The sequence below is a fragment of the Streptomyces fungicidicus genome (assembly GCF_003665435.1).
Taxonomy (GTDB): Bacteria; Actinomycetota; Actinomycetes; order Streptomycetales; family Streptomycetaceae; genus Streptomyces; species Streptomyces fungicidicus.
The window spans coordinates 1,145,389-1,167,950 of the sequence record NZ_CP023407.1 but is presented as its reverse complement, the minus strand read 5'-3'; the positions used below and the strand labels follow the sequence as shown (position 1 = coordinate 1,167,950).

The following is a 22,562-nucleotide window of genomic DNA, read 5'->3' as shown; positions in this document are numbered from 1 at the left end:
CCCAGGGGGAGGGTCGGCCGGGTTCCAGGGGTCCCCGTTCCGGCCGCGCGCCCATCCGCCGCGCCCGGGGCCACCACGCGTCACCATCGAGAGACTTCGAGGTACCGCCATGTCCAAGACGGCGTACGTCCGCACCAAACCGCATCTGAACATCGGCACGATGGGCCACGTCGACCACGGCAAGACCACCCTGACCGCCGCCATCACCAAGGTCCTCGCCGCGCGCGGCGCCGGCAGTTTCGTCCCGTTCGACCGCATCGACCGGGCGCCGGAGGAGGCCGCGCGCGGCATCACCATCAACATCGCGCACGTCGAGTACGAGACCGACACCCGGCACTACGCGCACGTCGACATGCCCGGCCACGCCGACTACGTCAAGAACATGGTCACCGGCGCCGCGCAGCTCGACGGGGCGATCCTCGTCGTGTCGGCGCTCGACGGGATCATGCCGCAGACCGCCGAACACGTGCTGCTCGCCCGGCAGGTGGGCGTCGACCACATCGTGGTCGCGCTCAACAAGGCGGACGCCGTCGACGACGGCGAGCTGACCGACCTGGTCGAGCTGGAGGTCCGCGAACTGCTCTCCGCGCACGGCTACGGCGGCGAGTCCGCGCCCGTCGTCCGGGTCTCCGGGCTGAGGGCGCTGGAGGGCGACCCGCGCTGGACGGCGTCGATCGACGCGCTGCTCGACGCGGTGGACACCTATGTGCCCATGCCCGAGCGCTATCTGGACGCGCCGTTCCTGCTGCCGGTGGAGAACGTGCTGACCATCACCGGCCGGGGCACCGTGGTGACCGGCGCGGTGGAGCGCGGAACCGTCCGGACCGGAGACCGGGTCGAGGTGCTCGGCGCGGGAGTCGAGACCGTGGTGACCGGCCTGGAGACCTTCGGCAAGCCCATGGAGGAGGCCCAGGCCGGGGACAACGTGGCGCTGCTGCTGCGCGGGGTGCCGCGGGACGCGGTGCGGCGCGGGCACGTGGTCGCCGCTCCGGGCAGCGTGGTGCCGAGCCGGCGCTTCACCGCCCGGGTGTACGTGCTGTCGGCCCGCGAGGGCGGCCGTGCGACACCGGTGTCGACCGGCTACCGGCCGCAGTTCTACATCCGCACGGCGGACGTGGTGGGCGCCGTCGACCTCGGCGGGACGGCGGTGGCCCGTCCCGGGGACACGGTCACCATGACCGTCGAGCTGGGACGGGACGTGCCCCTGGAGTCCGGACTCGGGTTCGCCGTCCGCGAGGGCGGACGCACGGTCGGCGCCGGCACGGTGACGGCCGCGCGGACGACGGCACAATGAGACGGTGAACGAGCCAGTCCCCGTGACCCGCGAGGTCGATCACGGCACCGCCAAGCTGATGCCCGACGTCGACCGGGAGCGGGCCTGGCTGCTCACCGTCGACGGCGCGCCCCAGTCCTACGTCGACCTCGACGAGCCGGCCCATCTGGAGTTCGAGTACGTGCGACGGCTCGGCCATGTCCTCGACACCGTGGCCCCGCCGGGGCGCCCCGTGGACGCCCTGCACCTGGGCGGCGGCGCGCTCACCCTGCCCCGCTACCTGGCCGCCACCCGCCCCGGCTCCCGGCAGGACGTCGTGGAACGCGACGGGGGACTGCTGGACCTGGTCGCCGAACACCTGCCGCTCCCCGCGGGCGCCGGTGTCACGTCGCACACGGCCGACGCCCGGGCCTGGCTGGAGGCCGCCCCCGACGACAGCGCGGACGTCCTGGTCGCCGACGTCTTCGGCGGCTCACGGGTCCCCGCGCACCTGACCTCCGTCGCCTACGTCCGGGAGGCCGCGCGGGTGCTGCGGCCCGGCGGGGTGTATCTCGCGAACCTCGCGGACGCGGCCCCCTTCGCCTTCCTCCGCTCCCAACTCGCCACCCTGATGACGCAGTTCGAGGAGTTGGCGCTGATCGCGGAGCCGGGGGTGCTGCGCGGCCGCCGGTTCGGCAACGCGGTACTGGCCGCCGCTCACCGTCCCCTGGACATCGCCGCCCTGTCCCGTGCCACCGCCGCCGACGCCTTCCCCGCGAGGGTCGAGCACGGCGCGGCCCTGCGGGACTTCGCACGCGGTGCGCGCCCGGTGCGCGACGAGGACGCGGTGCCGTCCCCGGAGCCCCCGGAGGGGGCGTTCGGCATCGGCTGATCCGGGCCGGGGCCGGTGCGCGGCGCCGTCAGCCGAGTTCCGCCACGCGGTTCCCGGCGCCGGCCGACGCGCCGTCCGGGGCCGCGCCGGTGAGGGGGCGGGACCGGCGGCGCAGATTGCGGACGTCCGGGACGCACAGGACCGCCGCCGTGACGACCACGACCAGCACCGCACAGCCCCACAGGGCCTCCGGGCGCCCGAACGCGGTCTCCGCCGGGCCCGCCAGAGCCATCGCCGCGGGCACCAGCGCGACCGAGCCGAACCAGTCGTAAGCCGAGACCCGGGACAGCTTCTCCTCCGGTATCTCCTGGTGCAGCGCGATCATCCAGGAGACGCCGAACACCTCCAGGGACACGCCGGTCACGAACATCACCGCGCACAGCACGACGACCGGCACCGGCACCGCGAGCGCGGCCGACGGCAGCGCCAGCGGGAACACGCACAGGGTGCCGACGAACAGCAGACGGCGCGGCTGCCAGCGGGTCATCAGCAGCGCGCCGACGACCGTGCCCCCGCCGAAGAACGCCAGCGCCACACCCCAGGGAGCGGCGCCGCCCAGGTGGTCCCGGGCGACGAGCGGCCCGTAGACCGCGTCGGCCGCGCCGACGACCGCGTTGGCGATGGAGAACTGGACGACGATGCCCCACAGCCAGGGCCGGCCGATGAACTCCCGCCAGCCCTCACGGAGATCGGCCAGCATGCCGCCGCCGGGTGCGCGCGGCGGTATGTGCTTGACGTCGAGGAAGGCGCGCAGCGCCGCGGCGACCGCGAAGGCCAGCGCGTCCACCGCCAGCACCCAGCCGGGGCCGATCGCGGCGACCATGGCACCGCCGAGCGCCGCTCCGCCGAGGGTCGCCCCGTGCATCGCCATCCGGAACACCGCGAACGCCCGGCTCGCCTGTTCGCCCTTCACCGAGGACAGCAGCATGCCCTCGGCGGCCGGGTTGAAGAACGCCTGGCCGGTGCCGCCGAGCGCGCTGAGCAGCATCATCTGCCACAGCCGGGCCTCGCCCGCCAGGACCAGCGCGGCGAACGCGGCCTGCGAGACGCAGTTCAGGGCGTTGGCCGCGACCATCACCCGGTGCCGCGGCAGCCGGTCCGCGACGGCGCCGCCGATCAGCAGGAACAGCACCAGCGGCAGGGTGCGGGCGGCGGCCACGAGACCCACGTCGCCGCCGTCACCGCCCGTCTCCAGTACGGCGAACGCGGCGGCGATCAGGGCGCCGTGGCTGCCCAGGTTGGTCACCACGGCGGCGGCGGTCAGCAGCGAGTAGTTGCGGCCCGCGAAGGCGGGGCGGCGGCGCAGGAGGGTGGTCGGCACCCCGTGACTATCGCCGGGACGGGGCCGGCTTGCCAAATGGATTGCCGGCCCCGACCTGCTACGACTCCGTCGGCGCGTCCTCCGTGAGGCGGACCGTGCTGAGGATCTTCTGCACGGTCGCGTCCGGGATCTCGTCCGTGACGCCCTTGGCGCCGTACAGGTTCCACGTGACGAAGTCGCCGGCGCCGTTCTTGAAGGCGAAGGTGGTCGCCTTGCCCTCGCTGTCGCACTTGCCCTTCTGCGGCGTGTTCTCCGAGTGCGCGGTTGCCACGCTGCCCTTGAGGCCGGCCGCCGTGGTGTACGCCTTCGGCTTGTCGTACTTCACGCTCTTCTTGTCGGGCTGTGTGTACCCACCGTAGATCCACCACGGCACCCGGGTCTCGGCCGCCATGTCGGTGTCCTTGGCGCCGTTCTCACCGCGCGTGCCGGCGGTGGCGAGGGCGGTGTCGTCCTCGCGGCCGTCCTTGTCGTCGTCGCTCGTGCACCACTTGGACTTCAGGTACGCCGGGGCGGTGACGGTGGTGCGGTCCGTCTCACCGTCCTTCTCCTCCCATTCGAAGCCCACGCTGGTGCCGGGAGTCTCGATCTCCCAGTCGGCGGGGACGTCGAACTTGGTGCCGAAGCGCGTGTTGACGACGACCTTCCAGCCCGGGATGGTCGCCTTCTCCTCGTCGCCGCCGCGCGGGTTGTTCTCCGAGGCGGAGGTGCTCGGTTCGGCGGAGGTCTCCTTGGACGCGGTCGCGGACGGCTTGCCGTCCTTCTTGCCGTCGGCCTCGTCGTCCTTGTCGCCGCCGAGCACGAGGAACCCGGTCACACCGGCGGCCACGACCACGGCCGTCGCCGCGACTATCGCCACCAGCTTCGTCCGGTTCCCGCCGCCGCCCTGCGGTGGCTGGGGTCCGCCCACTGCGGTCTGCGCGCCCCACCCCTGCTGCTGCTGGTACGGGTTCGGCTGCTGATAGCCGGGCTGCTGATACGGATTCGGCTGTTGGTACCCCGGCTGCTGGTACGGATTGTTCGACTGCGGGTTCTGCTCGCCCCCGGGCGGCTGCTGCTCTGGCCACATGGGCAGCAACCCTAGCCGCGCCATGGACACGGTTCGGTCACTGCCCTTTGACAGGGACGTAGCAACTCGTGGGACGGGCGGCATGGCGGCCGAGGCTACTCGTCGGTAACCTGCGCTCATGAGCGCAGACCAGATGTCCATCGGCGAGATGCTCGCCGCCACGGTGCCCATGGCCCGGACCCTCAACCTCCAGTTCCTGGAGACCACGCCGGAGCGGGCCGTGGTGGCGCTGCCGGACCAGAACGAGTACCACAACCACGTGGGCGGGCCGCACGCCGGCGCGATGTTCACCCTTGGTGAGTCCGCGAGCGGAGCGATCGTGCTCGCCGCGTTCGGGGACCAGCTCGCGCGTGCCGTGCCGCTGGCCGTCAGTGCCGAGATCGCCTACAAGAAGCTGGCCATGGGTCCGGTCACCGCCACCGCGACCCTCGGCCGGCCGGCCGCCGAGGTCGTCGCCGAGCTCGACGAGGGCCGCCGCCCCGAGTTCCCCGTCTCGATCGCCATCCGACGCGAGGACGGCGCGGTCACCGGTGAGATGAGCGTCGTCTGGACCCTGCGCCCCAACGGCTGACCGCCGGGCCGGCGCCGGTGACCCGGTAGGCTTCCCGTTCGTGCGCCGGGACCGGGCGCACGGACGGCGGACCGGGAGGACAGGGCGTTGCACGTGCAGGAGTGGCTCGAGACCGTACCCGCGGTCGCCGTGTACGCGCTGGTGGGAGTGGTCATCGGGCTGGAGAGCCTGGGCATCCCGCTGCCGGGCGAGATCATCCTGGTCTCCTCCGCGCTGCTCGCCTCCCAGCACGGCGACATCGACCCGGTGGTCCTCGGCGCCTGCGCCACCGCCGGCGCGATCATCGGCGACTCGATCGGCTACGCCATCGGCCGCAAGGGTGGACGGCCGATGCTGGCCTGGCTGGGGGCGAAGTTCCCCCGGCACTTCAGCGAGGCGCACATCGCCACCGCGGAACGGTCCTTCCAGAAGTGGGGCATGTGGGCCGTCTTCTTCGGCCGCTTCGTCGCCCTGCTGCGCATCTTCGCCGGCCCGCTCGCGGGTGTGCTGCGGATGCCGTACTGGAAGTTCCTGATCGCCAACGTGCTCGGCGGCATCGTGTGGGCGGGCGGCACCACGGCCGTCATCTACTACGTGGGCATCGTCGCCGAGTCCTGGCTGAAGCGCTTCTCCTGGCTGGGCCTGGTGGCGGCGGTCCTGATCGGCGTCACCTCGATGCTGGTGCTGAAGCGCAAGGCGAAGAAGGCGGCCCCCGAACCCGTCGCCGCCGCCGACTGACACCCGCCGTGAAGGGGCGCGGCCGCCCCTCCCGCGGACCGACCGGGCCCTCTAGGCCCCGTGCTCCTCCCGGTGAACCCTGGCCAGCTCGGCGTACATCGTCCCGTTGAGGGTCAGCCCCTCCCGCTCCTCCGGGGTGAGCTCCCGCCGGACCTTCGCCGGCACCCCGGCGACCAGTGACCCCGGCGGCACCCGCATCCCCTGCGGCACCAGCGCCTGCGCAGCGACCAGGGACCCGGCGCCGATCACGGCGCCGTTGAGCACGGTCGCCCCCATGCCGATCAGGCAGTCGTCCTCGACGGTGGCCCCATGCACCACGGCGTTGTGCCCGATCGACACCCGCTCACCCACACCGACCGGGAACCCCGGGTCGGCGTGGAGCGTGCAGTTGTCCTGCACGTTGCTGTTCGCGCCGACGGAGATCCGCTCCACGTCCCCGCGCAGCACCGCTCCGTACCAGACGCTCGCGCCCGCGTGCAGCGTCACGTCCCCGATCACCGAGGCCGTGGGCGCCACGAACGCGTCCCCGTCGACCTTCGGCTCCCTGCCCCCGACACCTGTGATCAGCGCGCGGTGCGTCATCGGCCTCTCCTCCACCCACGTCGTAGACACCCCGCACCGTACGCCTGCCCGGTGGGGTGAAGATCACAGGGTCACCGTCCCGACGGCGCGGCGCCCGCCGACTACGGTGAGCGGGTGCCGAAGCGCAAGAACACGTTCTCGTCCTGGCCGCGCCGCCTCGCTCAGCGCGCGGTCCACGCGGGCTGGGCCTGGGCCCAGCGCACGGGTTCGGTGACCGCCGAGCACCCCGGCCGCTTCCGCTTCGGGGCCATGGGAACAGGTACCAGGCTCGCCTTCCCGCTCGGCACGGTCTTCGGCGAGCCCTGGATCCGGCTCGGCGCGCACTGCATCGTCGGCGAGCAGGTCACCCTCACCGCCGGCCTGATGCCCGGCCTGGACCTCGGCCCGGAGCCGATCCTGCGCATCGGCGACGGGGTCGTCCTGGGGCGCGGCAGCCATGTCATCGCCGACACGACGGTCACCATCGGCAGCGACTGCTACTTCGGGCCGTACGTCTACGTCACCTCCACCAACCACTCCTACGACGACCCGCACGAGCCCATCGGCAAGCAGTGGCCGCGGATGGAGCCGGTGGAGATCGGACCCGGCTGCTGGATCGGCACCGGCGCGGTGATCCTCCCGGGGGCGCGCGTCGGGCGGAATGTGGTGGTGGCGGCGGGCGCCGTGGTCCGGGGAACGGTGCCCGACCACGCGGTGGTCGCGGGCGCCCCGGCCCGTGTCGTACGCCGCTGGACTCCCGCCGACGGCTGGCAGCCGCCCCTGCGCACCCCGGCGCCCGTGCCGATCCCGGAGGGTGTCACCCCGGACCAGCTGCGGGCGCTGTCGGCGCTCGACGAGGAGGCCGTGGCCCGGCTCGCGGAGCTCGACGGACAGGCCTCGACCGGAGTCGGGGAGCCGGCCGCGAGCGGTCCGGCGCGGCTCGCCGAGCTGGAGCCCGGGAGCTGAGCCGCCCTCAGCCCGTCGCCGGCAGGAGCGCGAGGACCGCGGCCACCGTCACCGGGCCGGTCCGCGCGGCCACGGCGTACGTACCGTTGGCCGCCAGGGCCATTACAGCAGGCTGGTGGCCAGGGCGAAGGGCGCTGTCACGGCGGGCCTCGCAGTACAGTGCGGTGAACGATCGGGTGCATCTCAACGTAGTTGAACGGAGTGGACCCTATTATCCAGGATATTGAACGGATGGAATGTGTCGGACCTCGACCTGCTGACCCAGTCCCTGGCGCGCAACGTCAAGCGCTGGCGCGCCGAGCGCGGCTTCACCCTGGACACGCTCGCGGCGCGGGCGGGCGTCAGCCGCGGCATGCTCATCCAGATCGAGCAGGCCCGCACCAACCCGAGCATCGGCACCGTCGTCAAGATCGGCGACGCGCTGGGCGTCAGCGTCACCACCCTGCTCGACTACGAGCGGGGCCCGAAGGTCCGTATCGTCCCCGCCGACCAGGCCGTACGGCTCTGGCACACCGAGGAGGGCAGCTACAACCGGCTGCTCGCCGGTGCCGAGGCGCCGGGCCCGCTGGAGATGTGGGACTGGAAACTGATGCCGGGCGAGGGCAGCGACTCTGACCCGCACCCCGCCGGCACGGTCGAACTCCTGCACGTCACGACGGGGGAGCTGACCCTCACCGTCGACGGGACGGAGCACCGGGTGCCGGCCGGTGCCAGCGTCTCCTTCGAGGCCAACACGCCCCACACGTACGGCAACAGGGGCGAGGTCCCGATGGAGATGATCATGACCGTCTCGGTGCCGCCCGTGCACTGACGGGCGCCCTCCGGCCGGCTGTTACGGTGCCGCCATGCGCGCACCCATCGGAGACTTCGACCGGGCCACCCCCGCCCCCGACTGCCTCGACGAGCTGACCGCCCCGGTCGCCGCGGCCGTCCGCGACTGGAGCGGCGGCGTGCCCGCCGACCGGATCCTGTACGTCGACACCGACCCGCGCTGGGCGGACACCGCCGTCTTCGTCGAGCACTACGGCCGGGACCTGCTGGAGCGGTCGGCGAACTGCGTGGTGGTCGCGGCCAAGCGGGGCGGCGCGACCACGCTCGCCGGGTGCGTCGTCCTGTCCGCCACCCGGCTCGACGTCAACGGCGTGGTGCGCCGTCACCTCGGCGCCCGCAAGGCGTCCTTCGCCCCGATGGACACCGCCACGGGGGAGAGCGGCATGGAGTACGGCGGCATCACACCGCTGGGGCTGCCCGGCGACTGGCCGGTGCTGGTGGACGCCGCCGTCGTGGACCTGCCGTACGTGCTCGTCGGCAGCGGCCGGCGGCGCGGCAAGCTCCTGGTCCCGGGCAAGGCGTTCGCGGAACTGCCCGGAGCGGTCGTGATCGAAGGGCTGGGAGTGGTCTGAGGTCAGCGCACGGCGTGGTGGGCCAGGGCCAGATGCGGGTCCGCCCCGCCCGGCACCGGCTCCGGATCCGCGTGGACCAGGGCCGCGGTCAGCCGGGGGACGGCGTGCAGCAGAGCGTGCTCGGCCTCGACGGCGACATGGTGCGCCTCGCGCAGCGTCGCCCCGCCGTCCACCACCACCGCCACCTCCGCGCGCAGCCGGTGACCGATCCAGCGCAGCCGCAGCTCGCCCACCCCGCGCACGCCGGGAACCCGCTTCAGCGCCTCCTCGGCCCGGTCAACCAGCGCCGGGTCGACGGCGTCCATCACCCGCCGGAACACCTCCCGCGCGGCGTCCCGCAGCACCAGGACGATCGCCGCCGTGATCGCCAGACCGACCACCGGGTCGGCGAACCGCCACCCCAGGGCCGCGCCGCCGGCGCTCAGCAGCACCGCCAGTGAGGTGAACCCGTCGGTGCGGGCGTGCAGTCCGTCGGCGACCAGCGCGGCCGAGCCGATCTCACGCCCGACCCGGATGCGGTAGCGGGCCACCCACTCGTTGCCCGCGAACCCGACGAGCGCCGCGACGGCTACCACCGGGATGTGCCCGACGGGGCGCGGCTCCAGCAGCCGCGCGAACGCCGTCCACCCCGCGAAGGCGGCGGACGCGGCGATCGTCAGGACGATCGCGATGCCCGCCAGATCCTCCGCGCGCCCGTAGCCGTAGGTGAAGCGGCGGGTGGCGGCGCGCCGGCCCAGCACGAAGGCGATCCCCAGCGGCACGGCGGTCAGCGCGTCCGCGACGTTGTGCACCGTGTCGCCGAGCAGCGCCACCGAGCCCGACACGGCCACCACGACCGCCTGCGCGAGCGCCGTCGCCCCCAGCACCGCCAGGGAGACCCACAGCGCGCGCATCCCCCGGGCCGAGGACTCCAGCGCGGGGTCGAGCTTGTCGGCGGTCTCGTGCGAGTGCGGGGCGAGCAGATGGGCGAGGCGACGGAACACGGAACGGCGGTGCCCGTGACCGTGACTGTGTCCGTGGTCGTGCTCATGTTGGTGGTCGTGGTCGTGGTCGTGGTCGTGCCCGTGCTCATGGCCGTGGTGGTGGCGGTCGCTCACGATCGTCCCCTTCCGGTGCGCGAGGTGGACGCGACGGCGCCCACGGGCCCATTATGTGCGTATGAGCGCACGCATGCACCTATCACCTGCGCACGATGCGCACCCACGCACACCCGGCGAGGAACACTTCGCGCTCGCCGCGGAGCTGCTCGCCCTGCTCGGCGACCGCACCCGGCTCACCCTGCTGCACGCCCTGACCGGCGGAGAGGCCGACGTCACCACGCTCACCGAGACCTGCGGAGCGGCCCGCCCCGCGGTCAGCCAGCATCTGGCGCGACTGCGGCTCGCGGGGCTGGTGGACACCCGCAAGGAGGGCCGCCGGGTGATCTACTCCCTGCGCGACGGCCATCTGCGGCGGCTGGTGGACGAGGCGCTGAACGTGGCCGACCACAGGCTCGGCGACCGGCCCCCGCACGACTGACCGGGCACCGCCCGGTCACTCGCGCGGACCCGGGGGAACGGCTAGCCGAGGCGGGGTATCTCGATCGCCGGGCAGCGGTCCATCACCATCTCCAGGCCCGCCGCGCGGGTCCGCTCGTACGCCGCCTCGTCGACGACGTCGAGCTGGAACCAGACCGCCTTCGCGCCCTTGGCCACCGCCTCGTCCGCCACGGCCCCGGCCAGGTCGCTGTTGACGAACACGTCCACGACGTCCACCTCGAAGGGGATGTCCGCGAGGGAGGCGTAGCCCCGCTCGCCGTGCACCGTCTCGGCCTTGGGGTGCACCGGCACCACGCGCTTGCCGAACCGCTGGAGCACCTGGGCGACCCCGTACGCCGCGCGCTGCCGGTTCGACGACAGGCCCACCACGGCCCAGGTGTCACCGAGTCCGGTGAGGATCTTGCGGACCGTCGCCTCGTCGCCGTACACCGTGGACCTCCAGGGAGTCGTGAAACCGCTGTCGCCCGGTTCAACCGGGCGGGGCGCGCGGGGATTCCCGGTGCCGCCGCTCTCCCCGGCGACGCGAAATGCGGTCCGGATGCCTGCGTACGCGCGCCGGCGCGCCTACGCTCGGCTCGTGCTGCGCATCACCGACGCCCGGACAGGCGAACCCGTGGACGCCACCCCCGCCCGGCGGGGCCTGACCCGTGTCCAGGCCCACACACGGGGGTCCGACCCGACGCACCTGCGGGTGCTGCTCGTCGCCGATCTCCTCGTACGGGCCCTGGAGCTCGGCGGCACGCCCGTATGGGCGCTGCTCACCGGCGAAGGGCGGCAGGCGGAACTGCGCGCGGCGGGCGCGGCCCTCGGGGTGCGGCCCTTCGAGGACGGCGGCGACACCGGGGCCGGCCTGGGCGAGGCCCAGGTGCTGCACGTGGTGGGCGAGGGCGGCGCGACCCCCGACGGGGTGCGCGTGGCCGTGGCCCCCGTGCTCTGGGAGGCGCCGGGCGCACCGGGCGACGCCGACCCCGCCGCCCTGCGCATGGCCCTGCTCGCCCGCCCCCGAAGCGCCACCTTGCGGATCGGCCCGGCCACCCTGGACGAGGCCGGCGCCACCCTTGACCGCTGGCGCCGCGCGGTCGCCGACTGGGCCGGGCGGCCCTCGCGGCCCGTCCCCGACCCGGTGCGCGCGGACCTGCGCACCGCGTGGGAGGACGACCTGGACACCGCCGGAGTCCTGGGCGTCCTGCGCGCGGTGGAGACCGACCCGGACCTCGCGGACGGCGCCCGCTTCGAGACCTACGCCTACGCCGACCGGCTGCTCGGCCTCGACCTCACCCGCGACCTGGGAGCCCCGGCGTGATCGAGCGCGCCGGGCGCGGACCGCTGCGCCGCCTGGTCGTCCTGCGCCACGCCAAGTCCGCCCGGCCGGCGGACGTCCCCGACCACGAGCGTCCCCTGGCCCCGCGCGGACGCAGGGACGCCCCCGCCGCGGGGCGGGCGCTCGCCGAGGCCGACTGCCTGCCGGGCCTCGCGCTGTGCTCCACCGCCGTCCGGGCCCGCCGCACCTGGGAGCTGGCCGCCGGCCAGTGGGGCACGCCCCCGCCCGTCCGCCACGAGCCGCGCCTCTACCACGCGGACGCCCGCGAACTGCTGGACGTGGTGCGCGAGGTGCCCGGCGACGTCGAGACGCTGCTGCTGATCGGACACAACCCCGGCCTGGAGGACCTCGTCCTGGCGCTGGCCGGCGACGGACTCGACGACACCCTGGACCGGGTCCGCGCGAAGTTCCCGACCTCCGCGATCGCCGTGCTGTCCTGGCGCGGCGCCGCCTGGCGGGACCTCGCCCCGGGCTCCGCCCTGCTGACCTCGCTGACCGTGCCCAGGGGCGGGCGGCGTTAGGCCGCGCGCGGACGCATAGGCTGGCGGGATGCAGGACCAGTACCGCACCGTCGCCCGCGCGGGTGTGCACGAGACCGAGGTCAACCGTTCCCGCTTCCTGTGCGCGCTCGCCCCGGCGGCCGGCGAGCGGGAGGCGCAGGAATTCATCGCCGCCGTCCGCAAGGAGCACGCCGACGCCACCCACAACTGCTGGGCCTACGTCATCGGCGCCGACGCCTCCACCCAGAAGGCCAGTGACGACGGGGAACCGGGCGGCACCGCGGGCGTCCCCATGCTCCAGATGCTGCTCCGCCGCGACATGCGGTACGCCGTCGCCGTCGTCACCCGCTACTACGGCGGCGTCAAGCTCGGCGCGGGCGGCCTCATCCGCGCCTACGGCGGCGCCGTGGGCGAGGCGCTGGACACCCTGGGCACGATCACCCGGCGCCGCTTCCGGCTGGCCACGGTGACCGTCGACCACGGGCGGGCCGGCAAGGTGCAGAACGACCTGCGCGCCACCGGACGCGAGGTGCGGGACGTGCGCTACGGCGAGGAGGTCGCGATCGAGATCGCCCTCCCGGACGCCGACGTGGCGGCCTTCCGCGCGTGGCTCGCCGACGCCACCGCCGGGACGGCCCGCTTCGAACCGGGCGGAGAGGCCTACGGGGACGCGTGACCGGCCCCCGATCCATGGATATGCGTGGATAACAGGCCAATTCGGACCGGGCCATGACGGAGCGATACGGGAGTAACCGCCCGTGCTGTCAGAGCCTGCGGTTACGCTGCGAAAACCATGAGACTGCTGCACACTTCCGACTGGCACCTCGGCCGGTCCTTCCACCGGGTGGGCATGCTCGGCGCCCAGGCCGAGTTCATCCGCCACCTCGTCGCCACCGTGCGCGAGCGCGACGTGGACGCGGTGGTCGTGTCGGGAGACGTGTACGACCGCGCCGTGCCCCCGCTGGCCGCGGTCGAACTCTTCGACGACGCCCTGCACCGGCTCGCCGCTCTCGGCGTGCCGACGGTGATGATCTCCGGGAACCACGACTCGGCCCGCCGCCTCGGCGTCGGCGCCGGGCTCATGGGAAGCGCGGGCATCCACCTGCGCACCGACCCGTCCGCGTGCGGCACACCGGTGGTGCTGTCCGACGAGCACGGCGACGTCGCCCTCTACGGGCTGCCGTACCTCGAACCCGCCCTGGTGAAGGACGCGTTCGAGGTGGAGCGGGCCGGGCACGAGGCGGTGCTCGCCGCCGCCATGGACCGGGTCCGCGCCGACCTCGCCGCCCGCCCGCCCGGCACCCGCTCCGTCGTCCTCGCGCACGCCTTCGTCACCGGCGGCGAACCCAGCGACAGCGAGCGCGACATCACCGTCGGCGGGGTGGCCGCCGTGCCCGCCGGGGTGTTCGACGGCGTCGACTACGTGGCGCTCGGCCACCTCCACGGCTGCCAGACCCTCACCGACCGCGTGCGCTACTCCGGCTCCCCGCTGCCGTACTCCTTCTCGGAGGCGAACCACCGCAAGACCATGTGGCTGGTCGACCTGGCCGCCGACGGGGCGGTCACCGCCGAGCGCGTGGACTGCCCGGTGCCGCGCGCGCTGGCCCGGATCCGCGGCACCCTGGAGGACCTGCTCGCCGACCCCGCACTGGCCCGGCACCAGGAGGCGTGGGTCGAGGCGACCCTCACCGACCCGGTCCGCCCGGCCGACCCCATGGCCCGGCTCACGGAGCGCTTCCCGCACACCCTCACCCTCGTGTTCGACCCCGACCGGGCGGCCGACGGGCCCGGGGTCTCCTACGCCAGACGCCTGGCCGGCCGCGACGACCAGCAGATCGCCGAGGACTTCGTCACCCATGTGCGCGGCGCCGGCCCCGACGCACACGAGCGGGCGGTCCTGCGGGACGCCCTCGACGGGGTGCGCGTGGACGACGCCGCCCGGGAGGTGGCGCGGTGAGGCTGCACCGGCTGGACCTGACCGCCTTCGGGCCGTTCGGCGGCACCCAGAGCGTCGACTTCGGCGAGCTGTCCGCCGCCGGACTCTTCCTGCTCCACGGCCCCACCGGCGCCGGCAAGACCTCCGTACTGGACGCCGTCTGCTACGCGCTGTACGGCTCGGTACCCGGCGCCCGGCAGAGCGGCCAGGGCATGACCCTGCGCAGCGACCACGCCGCGCCGGGCGTCCGCACCGAGGTCACCCTCGAACTGACCGTCGCCGGACGCCGCCTGGAGATCACCCGGCAGCCTCCCTGGGAGCGCCCGAAGAAACGCGGCACCGGCACCACCCTGGACAAGGCGCAGACCTGGCTGCGCGAACGCGACGCGGCCTCGGGCACCTGGAAGGACCTCAGCCGCTCGCACCAGGAGACGGCCGAGGAGATCACCCAGCTCCTCGGCATGAGCCGGGAGCAGTTCTGCCAGGTCGTGCTGCTGCCCCAGGGCGACTTCGCGCGCTTCCTGCGCGCCGACGCCGAGGCCCGCGGCAAGCTGCTGGGCCGCCTCTTCGACACCCGCCGCTTCGCCGACGTGGAGAAGCGCCTCGCCGAGCGCCGGCGGGCCGCCGAGTCCCGGGTACGGGACGGCGACGCGGACCTCCTCGCCGACGCCCACCGGATGCAGCAGGCCGCGGGCGACACCATGGAGCTGCCCGAGCTGACGCCCGGCGAACCGGGGCTGGCCGAGACGGTGCTGGGCGCCGCCGCCGTCGCCCGCAGCACCGCGCGGGAACGGCTCACGGCCGCCCGCTGCCGCCTCGCCACCGCCGAGGCCGCCCTCGCCGAAACCGACCGCGTCCTGGACGGCGTACGCGAACGGGACCGGCTGCAGCGGCGCTTCGCCGAGGCGCGGGAGCGGGCGGCACGCCTCCAGGAGCGGTCCGGCGCCCACCGCGAGGCGCAGACCCGGATGGAGCGCGCCCGCAAGGCCGAGACCGTCGCCCCCGCCCTGGAGCTGCGGGACTCCGCCGAGGCCGAGCACCGGCGCGCGTCCGGCGCGGAGTCGCGCGCGCGTGCCCTCCTCCCGGCGTCCCTCGCGGACGCCGGATCCGCCGGGCTCGCCGCCGCCGCCCGCCGGGCCGCCGGGGAACTGGGCGGGCTGGAGTCCGCCCGCCGCGCCGAGCGGCGGCTGACGGAACTCCTCGACGAGCGGGCCGGCCTGGACCGGCAGGAACGCGCCGACCGGGAGGTGCTCGAGGACGCGGAGACCTGGCTCGCGGACTGGGAGGAGACCCGCGCGGGACTGCAGGCCGGCATCGAGTCCGCCCAGCGGGCCGCGAGCAGGGCCGAACAGCTCGCCGAGCAGCGGGAGCCCGCACGCCGGCGGCTGAACGCCGCGCGGCTGCGCGACCGGCTCACCGAGGACGCCAGGGCGGCCGGCGAACAGGCCCGCGTCGCCCGGGAACAGGCGCTCGCGGCGAAGCAGCACTGGCTCGACCTCAAGGAACAGCGCCTCAACGGCATCGCCGCCGAACTCGCCGCCGGCCTCACCGACGGCGAGGCCTGCGCGGTCTGCGGCGCCACCGAACACCCCGCCCCCGCCCGCAAGGTCGACGGCCACGTCGACCGCGAGACGGAGGAACGCGCCCTCACCGGCCACCAGCAGGCGGACGACCACCGCGCCGGCGCCGAGCGGCGGCTCGCCGCCGCACGGGAGGCGCTGGCCGCCGCGAGCGCGGAAGCCGGCGACACCGCCACCGAACAGCTCGCCCGCGAGGCCGAGGAGCTGGAACGGCAGTACGCGCAGGCGAGGGAAACCGCCTCGGCACTGCACCCCGCGCAGGAACGGCTGCGCCGCGCGGAACAGGAGCACGAGCTGCGCACCGCCGCCCAGCGCGAGGCGGCGGTGCGCGCCGCCGCCCGGGTCGGCCACCGCGACCGGCTGGACCGGGAACACGCCACCCTCGAGGAGGAGCTGACGCGGGCCCGCGGCGACGCCACCAGCGTGGCCGCGCGCGCGGAGCAGCTGGAGCGGAGCGCCCAGTGGCTCACGGACGCCGCCGACGCCGCCCGCACCGCCGAGGACGCGGCCCAGCGCCTCAAGCAGGCCGACGCCCGGCTCGCCGACGCCGCCTTCCGCGCGGGCTTCGACACCCCGCGGGACGCCGCCGAAGCCCTCCTCGACGACGCCGCCCACCGCGAACTCCAGCGGCGCCTGGACGCCTGGCAGCACGAGGAGGCGGCGGTCCGGGCCGTCCTCGCCGAGCCGGAGACGGCGGCCGCCGCCCAGCGGCCGCCGGCCGACGTCGCCTCCGCGCAGCGGGCCGCCGAGGACGCCGGCCGCAGGGTGCGCGAGGCGGCCTCCGCGCGGGACGCCGCGGACCGGCGCTGCGCCGAACTCGACCGGCTCTCCGCGCGGGCCACCGCCTCGGCGCGCCGGCTCGGACCGCTGCGCGAGGAGTACGACCGCGTGGCCCGCATGGCCGGCCTCACCGCCGGCACCTCGGCGGACAACGAGCGCAGGATGCGCCTGGAGTCCTACGTCCTCGCCGCCCGGCTGGAACAGGTCGCCGCCGCCGCGACCGTACGGCTGCACCGCATGTCGTCCGGCCGCTACACCCTCGTCCACTCCGACGACCGCACCGGCCGCGGCCGCAGCGGCCTCGGTCTGCACGTCGTCGACGCCTGGACCGGACGGGAGCGGGACACCGCGACCCTCTCGGGCGGCGAGACCTTCTTCGCCTCGCTCTCCCTCGCGCTCGGCCTCGCGGACGTCGTCACCGACGAGGCGGGCGGGGTCCGGCTGGACACCCTCTTCATCGACGAGGGCTTCGGCAGCCTCGACGACCAGACCCTCGACGAGGTCCTGGACGTCCTGGACTCCCTGCGCGAACGCGACCGCAGCGTGGGTATCGTCAGCCACGTCGCCGATCTGCGGCGGCGGATACACGCCCAACTGGAGGTCGTGAAGGGCCGCACGGGCTCGGAGCTGCGCCGGCACGGCGCCCGCTGACCCCGAACCCCCGCGCCCGGCAAGGGAGTCGACCCGGTAGGTTCTGCGCATGGTGCGATACGCGGAACCGGGCACGGTCGAGTGGGTGGAGTCGGGCGGCGGGCCGCTCGTCGCGGTGCCGGAGACGGTGCTGCCGTTCTGGACGGGAGCCGACGGCGAGGAGACGGCCTCGGACTACGACCGCGCCTGCGAGGTGGACGGACTCGTCGGGCTCCTTCCGGTCGGCGACTCCACGGCCCTCGTCATGGGCGACGAGCCCGCCGCGACCGCCTTCCTCCCCGAGCACGGCACCCTGGTCCGCTGGATCGCCGGTGACGCGGAGGCGGACCTCCTGGCGAGCGTCCCGGCCGCGCTGGACACCGCCCAGTGGCAGCCCGAGGTGTACTGGAGGGTGTCCGGCACCGCCCTGCTGTTCGACGCGGCCTGGCCCGGCTCCGACTCCGCCGCCACCGACCACGTGAGCCTAGCCCTCACCCCGGGCCGCTACGCCGTCCGCGCGGCCCGGGTGCAGCCGGGACCGGAGACCTGGATGGTCCTCGTCCAGCTCCGGCCGGCGCCCTGACCGGCGTGCCCGACGACCCCGCCCGCCTCGTCGCGTGGCCACCCGACGAGGCGGACCGGATCACCGGTCAGGTCGTCGACTCCGGGGGCGGATTCCGGCGCTGACGGCGCCGCCGCCCGCGGTCACAGCGCCGACAGCTCGTCCACCAGGTCGTCCAGACCCAGCGACCCCTGGGACAGCGCGGCCATGTGCCACGCCTTCAGGTCGAACGCGTCACCGTGCCGCGCGCGGGCGTTCTCGCGGCCCAGCAGCCACGCCCGCTCGCCGAGCTTGTAGCCGATCGCCTGACCCGGGATCGTCAGATAACGGGTCAGCTCGCTCTCCACGAAGTCGGCCGGGCGGCTGCTGTGCGCCCCGAAGAACTCCTGCGCCAGCTCCGGCGTCCAGCGCTCACCCGGGTGGAACGGCGAGTCCGCCGGGATCTCCAGCTCCAGGTGCATGCCGATGTCGACGATCACCCGGGTCGCCCGCATCATCTGCGCGTCCAGATAGCCCAGCCGCTCCTCCGCGTCCGCGAGGAAGCCGAGCTCGTCCATCAGCCGCTCCGCGTACAGCGCCCAGCCCTCGGCGTTGGCGCTGACCCCGCCCACCGACGCCTGGTAGCGGGACAGGTTCTCCGAGACGTGCACCCACTGCGCCAGCTGCAGGTGATGGCCGGGGACGCCCTCGTGGTACCAGGTGGAGACCAGGTCGTAGACCGGGAACCGGGTCAGGCCCATCGTGGGCAGCCAGGTGCAGCCCGGCCGGGAGAAGTCCTCCGACGGCGGCGTGTAGTAGGGCGCCGCCGCGCTGCCGGCCGGCGCGATCCGCGACTCGACCTTCCGCACCCGCTCCGCGAGGTCGAAGTGGGTGCCGTCCAGCGCCTCGATCGCCCGGTCCATCACCCCCTGGAGCCACTCGCGGACCTCGTCGACCCCCTCGATGTGCCGGCCGTGCTCGTCGAGGTGCGCCAGCGCCACCCAGGGCGTCGCGGCGCCGGGCAGGATCTTCTCGGCCTCCTTCTTCATCTCGCCGAGCAGCCGGTGGTACTCGGACCAGCCGTACGCGTACGCCTCGTCCAGGTCGAGGTCGGTGCCGTTGAAGTAGCGGGACCAGCGGGCGTAGCGCTCCCGGCCCACGGTGTTCGGCGCGCCGTCCACGGCGGGCGCGTACACCTCGCGCATCCAGTCCCGCAGTTCCACCACGGCCGCGGTCGCCGCGCGGGCGCCCTCGTCCAGCTCCGTGCGCAGCGCGTCGGGTCCGGCGGCGGCGAAGTCCTCGAACCAGCCGCGGCCCTCGCCGGTGTCCGCCCACTCGGCGAGCTGCCCGATGAACGTCTCCGTCGGCCGCGGAGCCGCGTACAGCTTGCGCTCCAGGCCGAGCGCGAGGGACTCCCGGTAGCCCGCCAGGGCGGCCGGGACCGCGCGCAGCCGCTCGGCGAGCGCCGTCCAGTCCTCCTCCGACTCCGCCGGCGTCACGGTGAACACCTCGCGCACCGAGTGCGCGACCGTCCCTAGGTTGCCGACCGCGCGCAGACCTTCGTCGGCCTCGTGCACGGCCAGCTCGGCGGTGAGCCGCTCGCGCAGCAGACGGGCGCAGCGGCGCTCGATGTCGCTGTCCGCGCCCGGCAGCCGCTCGGCCTCGGCGAGCCGCGCCAGGGTGGTCCGCTGCAGTGCGGCGACCGCCTCCTGTCCGGCGGGCGAGAGATCGGGCAGACGGGAGGAGCTCTCCTTCACTCCGAGAAACGTTCCGGTGACCGGGTCGAGGGCGATCAGGTCGTCGACGTAGGCGTCGGCGACCTGACGGGGAAGCGCGCTGTTGGTCTGTGACATGCGGTCCATCCTGGTACGCGGCCCGCGGCACGTCACCCGGTTTGCGCCGAGGGCGTAGGCGGCAGCATCGGGCCGCAGTCCCACTGCTGGAAGATCAGCCGCGTCTCCACGCGCGCCACCTCACGCCGGGCGGTGAACTCGTCGAGCACCAGCCGCTGCAGATCCGTCATGTCCGCGACCGCAACATGCACCAGGTAGTCGTCGGGGCCGGTCAGATGGAACACGGTGAGCGACTCCGGCAGCGCCCGGATCCGCTCCACGAACGGCCCCACCAGCTCCCGCCGGTGCGGTCTGACCTGGACCGACAGCAGAGCCTGCAGGCCCCGGCCCAGCTTGGCCGGGTCCAGCTTCAGCCGGTGGCCGAGGATCACGCCCGAGCGCCGCAGCCGGGCCACCCGGTCCAGACAGGTCGACGGCGCGACCCCGATCCGCGAGGCGAGGTCCCGGTACGTCGTCCGGGCGTCGTTCTGCAACAGCCGCAGCAGATGAAGGTCCACCGGGTCCAGTACGACAGATTCGGCCATCGGCCGAACGTAGCACGGTAATCGACCGGCCCGACCCGTCCGGTGTTCACCCTTCCGTTCATGGAACTGGGCATGGACATGCGACGCACCACACGAGCACTCGCCACCGAGGCCGTGCACGCGGGCCGCGACGACCTCGCCGGACTGGGACTGCACGCCGCGCCGATCGACCTGTCGACCACCTACCCTTCGTACGACAGCCGCGCCGAGGCCGCCCGCATCGACGCCTTCGCCACCACCGGCGCCGAGCCGGAGGGCCCGCCCGTCTACGGGCGCCTCGGCAACCCCACCGTCGCCCGCTTCGAGACCGCCCTCGCGCGGCTGGAGGGGACGGAGTCGGCGGTCGCCTTCGCCAGCGGCATGGCGGCCCTCAGCGCCGTCCTGCTGGTCCGCGGCTCGATGGGCCTGCGCCACGTGGTCGCGGTGCGGCCCCTCTACGGGTGCAGCGACCATCTGCTGACCGCCGGACTGCTCGGCTCCGAGGTGACCTTCACCGACCCGGCCGGGGTCGCCGACGCGCTGCGCCCCGACACCGGCCTGGTGCTCGTGGAGTCCCCGGCCAACCCCACGCTCGCCGAGGTCGACCTGCGGGCGGTGGCCCACGCGTGCGGCTCCGTGCCGCTGCTGGTCGACAACACCTTCGCCACCCCGGTCCTCCAGCGCCCGGCCGAGCACGGGGCCCGCCTCGTGCTGCACAGCGCCACCAAGTACCTCGGCGGTCACGGCGACGTGCTGGCGGGCGTGGTGGCCTGCGACGAGGAGTTCGCCGGGCGGCTGCGCCAGGTGCGGTTCGCCACGGGCGGCGTGCTGCACCCGCTGGCCGGCTATCTGCTGCTGCGCGGCCTGTCCACCCTGCCGGTGCGGGTGCGGGCCGCCTCCGCGAACGCCGCCGAACTCGTCCGCAGGCTGTCCGGCGACCCGCGCGTGGCCCGGGTGCACTACCCGCGGATCGGCGGCGCGATGGTCTCCTTCGAGGTGCACGGCGACCCGCACGCGGTGATCGGCGGCGTACGGCTGATCACCCCGGCGGTGAGCCTCGGCAGCGTGGACTCCCTCATCCAGCACCCGGCGTCCATCAGCCACCGCATCGTCGACGCCGACGACCGCAGGGACGCCGGGGTCGGCGACCGGCTGCTGCGGCTCTCGGTCGGCCTGGAGGACGTCGAGGACCTGTGGGCCGATCTGGACGCGGCCCTGGGGGAGCGGACCGCGACGCCCGCCCGCCCGGAGGCGCTGGCCCAGGGCTGAGGCACCGCGTCCACGGGGAACGGCCCGGCGGGAACCGCCGGGCCGTTCCCCGTGCGCGCAGGGGGCGCCTAGGCGCGGCCGATCCGCTCTCCGGACTCCCGCGGGCGGCGCGCCGGTACGGCGTCCAGGCGGGCGGTGATCACCAGGGTGCCCTCTTCGATCTGGTAGTCGAGCGGCAGCCCCAGGCCGCGCATCGCGGCGACCATGCCGGTGTTGGACGCCTGCGTCACGGCGTACACATGGGCGCAGCCAGCCTCGGCCGCCATCGACACCAGCCGGGTGAGGAGTTCACCGCCGATGCCGCGCCGCTGCCAGTCGTCCTCCACGACCAGCGCCACCTCGGTCTCGTCGCCGTCCCACAGCAGGTGGCCGAGGCCGACGATCCGGCCGGAGGCGGTCTGCGCGGCGAGGGTGCGGCCGAAGCGGGGGCTGAGCAGATGGTTCAGATAGCGGTCCGCGTCGCCGACCGGTCCGTGGTACCGCCTGCGCAGGGTCTCGGCGGAGCAGCGTTCGTGCATCTCCCGCGCGGCCGCCAGGTCCCCGGTGTCCGCGCGGCGTACGGAGATGGCGCCGCCCTCGGGCAGCCTGAGCACGTCCCGGCCGCGCGGGATCCGCGGGCCGAGCCGGGCGTCCAGCTCCACCAGGGCCCGGGCGCGGGCGAACTCCGTGGGGGTGAACGGCAGATACGGCCGCTCCACGGTGATCGTCCCGCCCTCCGGGGCGCGCAGCCGGATCACGGTGTCCTCCAGGGAGCCCTCCGCGGCCACGGTCCCGGGCGCCGGCCCTCCGCCCGCCGGTGCGGCGGGCAGGGACCGGATCGTGCACCGCCCCAGCAACTGGCGCAGAGCCAGCGGAAGTTCGGACGCGTCCTGGGCGGCGCGGGCGGCCAGGCCCAGGATCCGGGTCGGGGCGTCCACCAGATCGTGCGCGTCGGCCCGCTCGGTCCAGGTGTGGCGGCCCCCGGCGAGCGACACGGCCGCGGTGAGGTCCGTCCCCTCCGGCGCCCGCAGCAGGAACTCGTCGACGGTCTCCTCGCCGAGCGGGTGCGTCTGCAGGCTCAGGATGTCGACCCGGTGCTCGGCCAGCGCCGTGCACAGCGCCGCCAGGGCGCCCGGCTCGTCCCTCACCGTCGTCCGCATCCGCCACAGCACGCCGCCGCCCGCACCGGCGGACGGCGGCCGGGCGCCGCCGGTATCGGGCGCCGGCGGTGCGTGGCCGTGGCGCCGTGCCCACCATGCGTGGAAGGCGGCCGTGCACCGCGCGGAGAGCTCGACGGGGCTCCACCGGCGGTGCGCGGAGCCGCCGTTCCGGGGGTTCGTCACTTCAGACATGTCTCGACTCATACAGCCACTGTGAAGGAAT

Annotated in this window: 23 protein-coding genes; 15 read left to right on the top strand and 8 right to left on the bottom strand. The window is 74.6% G+C overall.

The window, feature by feature from the left end:
• Nucleotides 1-109: 109 nt before the first annotated feature.
• Nucleotides 110-1,294, top strand: a complete 1,185-nt coding sequence (tuf, locus tag CNQ36_RS05250; RefSeq protein ID WP_121545132.1) for an elongation factor Tu — start codon at nucleotides 110-112, stop codon at nucleotides 1,292-1,294.
• Between the two features lie 4 nt (nucleotides 1,295-1,298).
• Nucleotides 1,299-2,144, top strand: coding sequence for a spermidine synthase (locus CNQ36_RS05245; protein ID WP_121545131.1), 846 nt, complete (start codon nucleotides 1,299-1,301; stop codon nucleotides 2,142-2,144).
• Nucleotides 2,145-2,172: 28 nt separating this feature from the next.
• Here CNQ36_RS05245 and CNQ36_RS05240 read toward each other — a convergent pair whose 3' ends face one another.
• Both CNQ36_RS05240 and CNQ36_RS05235 read right to left on the bottom strand, forming a co-directional pair.
• Nucleotides 2,173-3,465, bottom strand: coding sequence for an MFS transporter (locus CNQ36_RS05240; protein WP_121545130.1), 1,293 nt, complete (start codon nucleotides 3,463-3,465; stop codon nucleotides 2,173-2,175).
• 58 nt (nucleotides 3,466-3,523) lie between these two features.
• Nucleotides 3,524-4,531 carry a DUF8017 domain-containing protein gene (locus CNQ36_RS05235; protein WP_121545129.1) on the bottom strand — a complete coding sequence of 336 codons (1,008 nt, stop codon included), beginning with the start codon at nucleotides 4,529-4,531 and terminating at the stop codon, nucleotides 3,524-3,526.
• 133 nt (nucleotides 4,532-4,664) lie between these two features.
• On the opposite strand from CNQ36_RS05235, the gene CNQ36_RS05230 reads away from it, so the two are divergent.
• On the top strand, nucleotides 4,665-5,102 hold the full coding sequence (locus CNQ36_RS05230; protein WP_121545128.1) for a DUF4442 domain-containing protein: 438 nt from the start codon (nucleotides 4,665-4,667) through the stop codon (nucleotides 5,100-5,102).
• 87 nt (nucleotides 5,103-5,189) lie between these two features.
• Nucleotides 5,190-5,819 carry a DedA family protein gene (locus CNQ36_RS05225; protein WP_121545127.1) on the top strand — a complete coding sequence of 210 codons (630 nt, stop codon included), beginning with the start codon at nucleotides 5,190-5,192 and terminating at the stop codon, nucleotides 5,817-5,819.
• A gap of 51 nt (nucleotides 5,820-5,870) precedes the next feature.
• On the opposite strand, the gene CNQ36_RS05220 is transcribed toward CNQ36_RS05225, so the two are convergent.
• Nucleotides 5,871-6,401, bottom strand: a complete 531-nt coding sequence (locus CNQ36_RS05220; RefSeq protein WP_121545126.1) for a gamma carbonic anhydrase family protein — start codon at nucleotides 6,399-6,401, stop codon at nucleotides 5,871-5,873.
• A gap of 114 nt (nucleotides 6,402-6,515) precedes the next feature.
• Here CNQ36_RS05220 and CNQ36_RS05215 point away from each other — a divergent pair, with 114 nt between their 5' ends.
• From CNQ36_RS05215 to CNQ36_RS05205, 3 genes are all read left to right on the top strand, one after another.
• Nucleotides 6,516-7,346, top strand: coding sequence for an acyltransferase (locus CNQ36_RS05215; protein ID WP_121545125.1), 831 nt, complete (start codon nucleotides 6,516-6,518; stop codon nucleotides 7,344-7,346).
• A gap of 238 nt (nucleotides 7,347-7,584) precedes the next feature.
• Nucleotides 7,585-8,157: a helix-turn-helix domain-containing protein gene (locus CNQ36_RS05210; protein WP_121545124.1), complete on the top strand. Its 573-nt coding sequence runs from the start codon at nucleotides 7,585-7,587 to the stop codon at nucleotides 8,155-8,157.
• Between the two features lie 34 nt (nucleotides 8,158-8,191).
• Nucleotides 8,192-8,749, top strand: a complete 558-nt coding sequence (locus CNQ36_RS05205) for a YbaK/EbsC family protein (RefSeq protein ID WP_121545123.1) — start codon at nucleotides 8,192-8,194, stop codon at nucleotides 8,747-8,749.
• 2 nt (nucleotides 8,750-8,751) lie between these two features.
• Here CNQ36_RS05205 and CNQ36_RS05200 read toward each other — a convergent pair whose 3' ends face one another.
• Nucleotides 8,752-9,846: a cation diffusion facilitator family transporter gene (locus CNQ36_RS05200; protein ID WP_121545122.1), complete on the bottom strand. Its 1,095-nt coding sequence runs from the start codon at nucleotides 9,844-9,846 to the stop codon at nucleotides 8,752-8,754.
• Between the two features lie 61 nt (nucleotides 9,847-9,907).
• On the opposite strand from CNQ36_RS05200, the gene CNQ36_RS05195 reads away from it, so the two are divergent.
• Nucleotides 9,908-10,267, top strand: a complete 360-nt coding sequence (locus tag CNQ36_RS05195) for an ArsR/SmtB family transcription factor (protein WP_163013204.1) — start codon at nucleotides 9,908-9,910, stop codon at nucleotides 10,265-10,267.
• Between the two features lie 41 nt (nucleotides 10,268-10,308).
• On the opposite strand, the gene CNQ36_RS05190 is transcribed toward CNQ36_RS05195, so the two are convergent.
• Complete coding sequence (locus tag CNQ36_RS05190) at nucleotides 10,309-10,716, bottom strand: CoA-binding protein (protein WP_121545120.1); 408 nt, start codon at nucleotides 10,714-10,716, stop codon at nucleotides 10,309-10,311.
• A gap of 109 nt (nucleotides 10,717-10,825) precedes the next feature.
• On the opposite strand from CNQ36_RS05190, the gene CNQ36_RS05185 reads away from it, so the two are divergent.
• From CNQ36_RS05185 to CNQ36_RS05160, 6 genes are all read left to right on the top strand, one after another.
• Complete coding sequence (locus CNQ36_RS05185) at nucleotides 10,826-11,590, top strand: cysteine--tRNA ligase (RefSeq protein WP_121545119.1); 765 nt, start codon at nucleotides 10,826-10,828, stop codon at nucleotides 11,588-11,590.
• The gene (locus CNQ36_RS05180; protein WP_121545118.1) at nucleotides 11,587-12,129 is read left to right on the top strand and encodes a SixA phosphatase family protein; all 543 of its coding nucleotides are present in this window, start codon (nucleotides 11,587-11,589) and stop codon (nucleotides 12,127-12,129) included. The genes CNQ36_RS05185 and CNQ36_RS05180 overlap by 4 nt, the downstream gene beginning before the upstream one ends.
• A gap of 28 nt (nucleotides 12,130-12,157) precedes the next feature.
• Complete coding sequence (locus tag CNQ36_RS05175) at nucleotides 12,158-12,784, top strand: YigZ family protein (protein ID WP_121545117.1); 627 nt, start codon at nucleotides 12,158-12,160, stop codon at nucleotides 12,782-12,784.
• Nucleotides 12,785-12,901: 117 nt separating this feature from the next.
• Complete coding sequence (locus tag CNQ36_RS05170; protein WP_121545116.1) at nucleotides 12,902-14,065, top strand: exonuclease SbcCD subunit D; 1,164 nt, start codon at nucleotides 12,902-12,904, stop codon at nucleotides 14,063-14,065.
• Entirely contained in the window at nucleotides 14,062-17,055 is a 2,994-nt protein-coding gene (locus tag CNQ36_RS05165; RefSeq protein ID WP_121545115.1) for an AAA family ATPase, read from the top strand. Before CNQ36_RS05170 ends, CNQ36_RS05165 begins: the two co-directional genes overlap by 4 nt.
• A 49-nt stretch (nucleotides 17,056-17,104) precedes the next feature.
• Nucleotides 17,105-17,617, top strand: coding sequence for an immunity 21 family protein (locus CNQ36_RS05160; protein ID WP_121545114.1), 513 nt, complete (start codon nucleotides 17,105-17,107; stop codon nucleotides 17,615-17,617).
• Nucleotides 17,618-17,739: 122 nt separating this feature from the next.
• On the opposite strand, the gene CNQ36_RS05150 is transcribed toward CNQ36_RS05160, so the two are convergent.
• Together CNQ36_RS05150 and CNQ36_RS05145 are read right to left on the bottom strand one after the other, a co-directional pair.
• Complete coding sequence (locus CNQ36_RS05150) at nucleotides 17,740-19,428, bottom strand: DUF885 domain-containing protein (protein ID WP_121545113.1); 1,689 nt, start codon at nucleotides 19,426-19,428, stop codon at nucleotides 17,740-17,742.
• A gap of 32 nt (nucleotides 19,429-19,460) precedes the next feature.
• Nucleotides 19,461-19,952, bottom strand: a complete 492-nt coding sequence (locus tag CNQ36_RS05145; protein ID WP_004934439.1) for an Lrp/AsnC family transcriptional regulator — start codon at nucleotides 19,950-19,952, stop codon at nucleotides 19,461-19,463.
• Nucleotides 19,953-20,012: 60 nt separating this feature from the next.
• On the opposite strand from CNQ36_RS05145, the gene CNQ36_RS05140 reads away from it, so the two are divergent.
• The gene (locus CNQ36_RS05140) at nucleotides 20,013-21,200 is read left to right on the top strand and encodes a trans-sulfuration enzyme family protein (protein WP_121548375.1); all 1,188 of its coding nucleotides are present in this window, start codon (nucleotides 20,013-20,015) and stop codon (nucleotides 21,198-21,200) included.
• A 68-nt stretch (nucleotides 21,201-21,268) separates the two neighbouring features.
• Here the strand turns inward: CNQ36_RS05140 and CNQ36_RS05135 are convergent, their stop codons facing one another.
• Nucleotides 21,269-22,531 carry a GNAT family N-acetyltransferase gene (locus CNQ36_RS05135; protein WP_228312919.1) on the bottom strand — a complete coding sequence of 421 codons (1,263 nt, stop codon included), beginning with the start codon at nucleotides 22,529-22,531 and terminating at the stop codon, nucleotides 21,269-21,271.
• Nucleotides 22,532-22,562 lie beyond the last annotated feature (31 nt).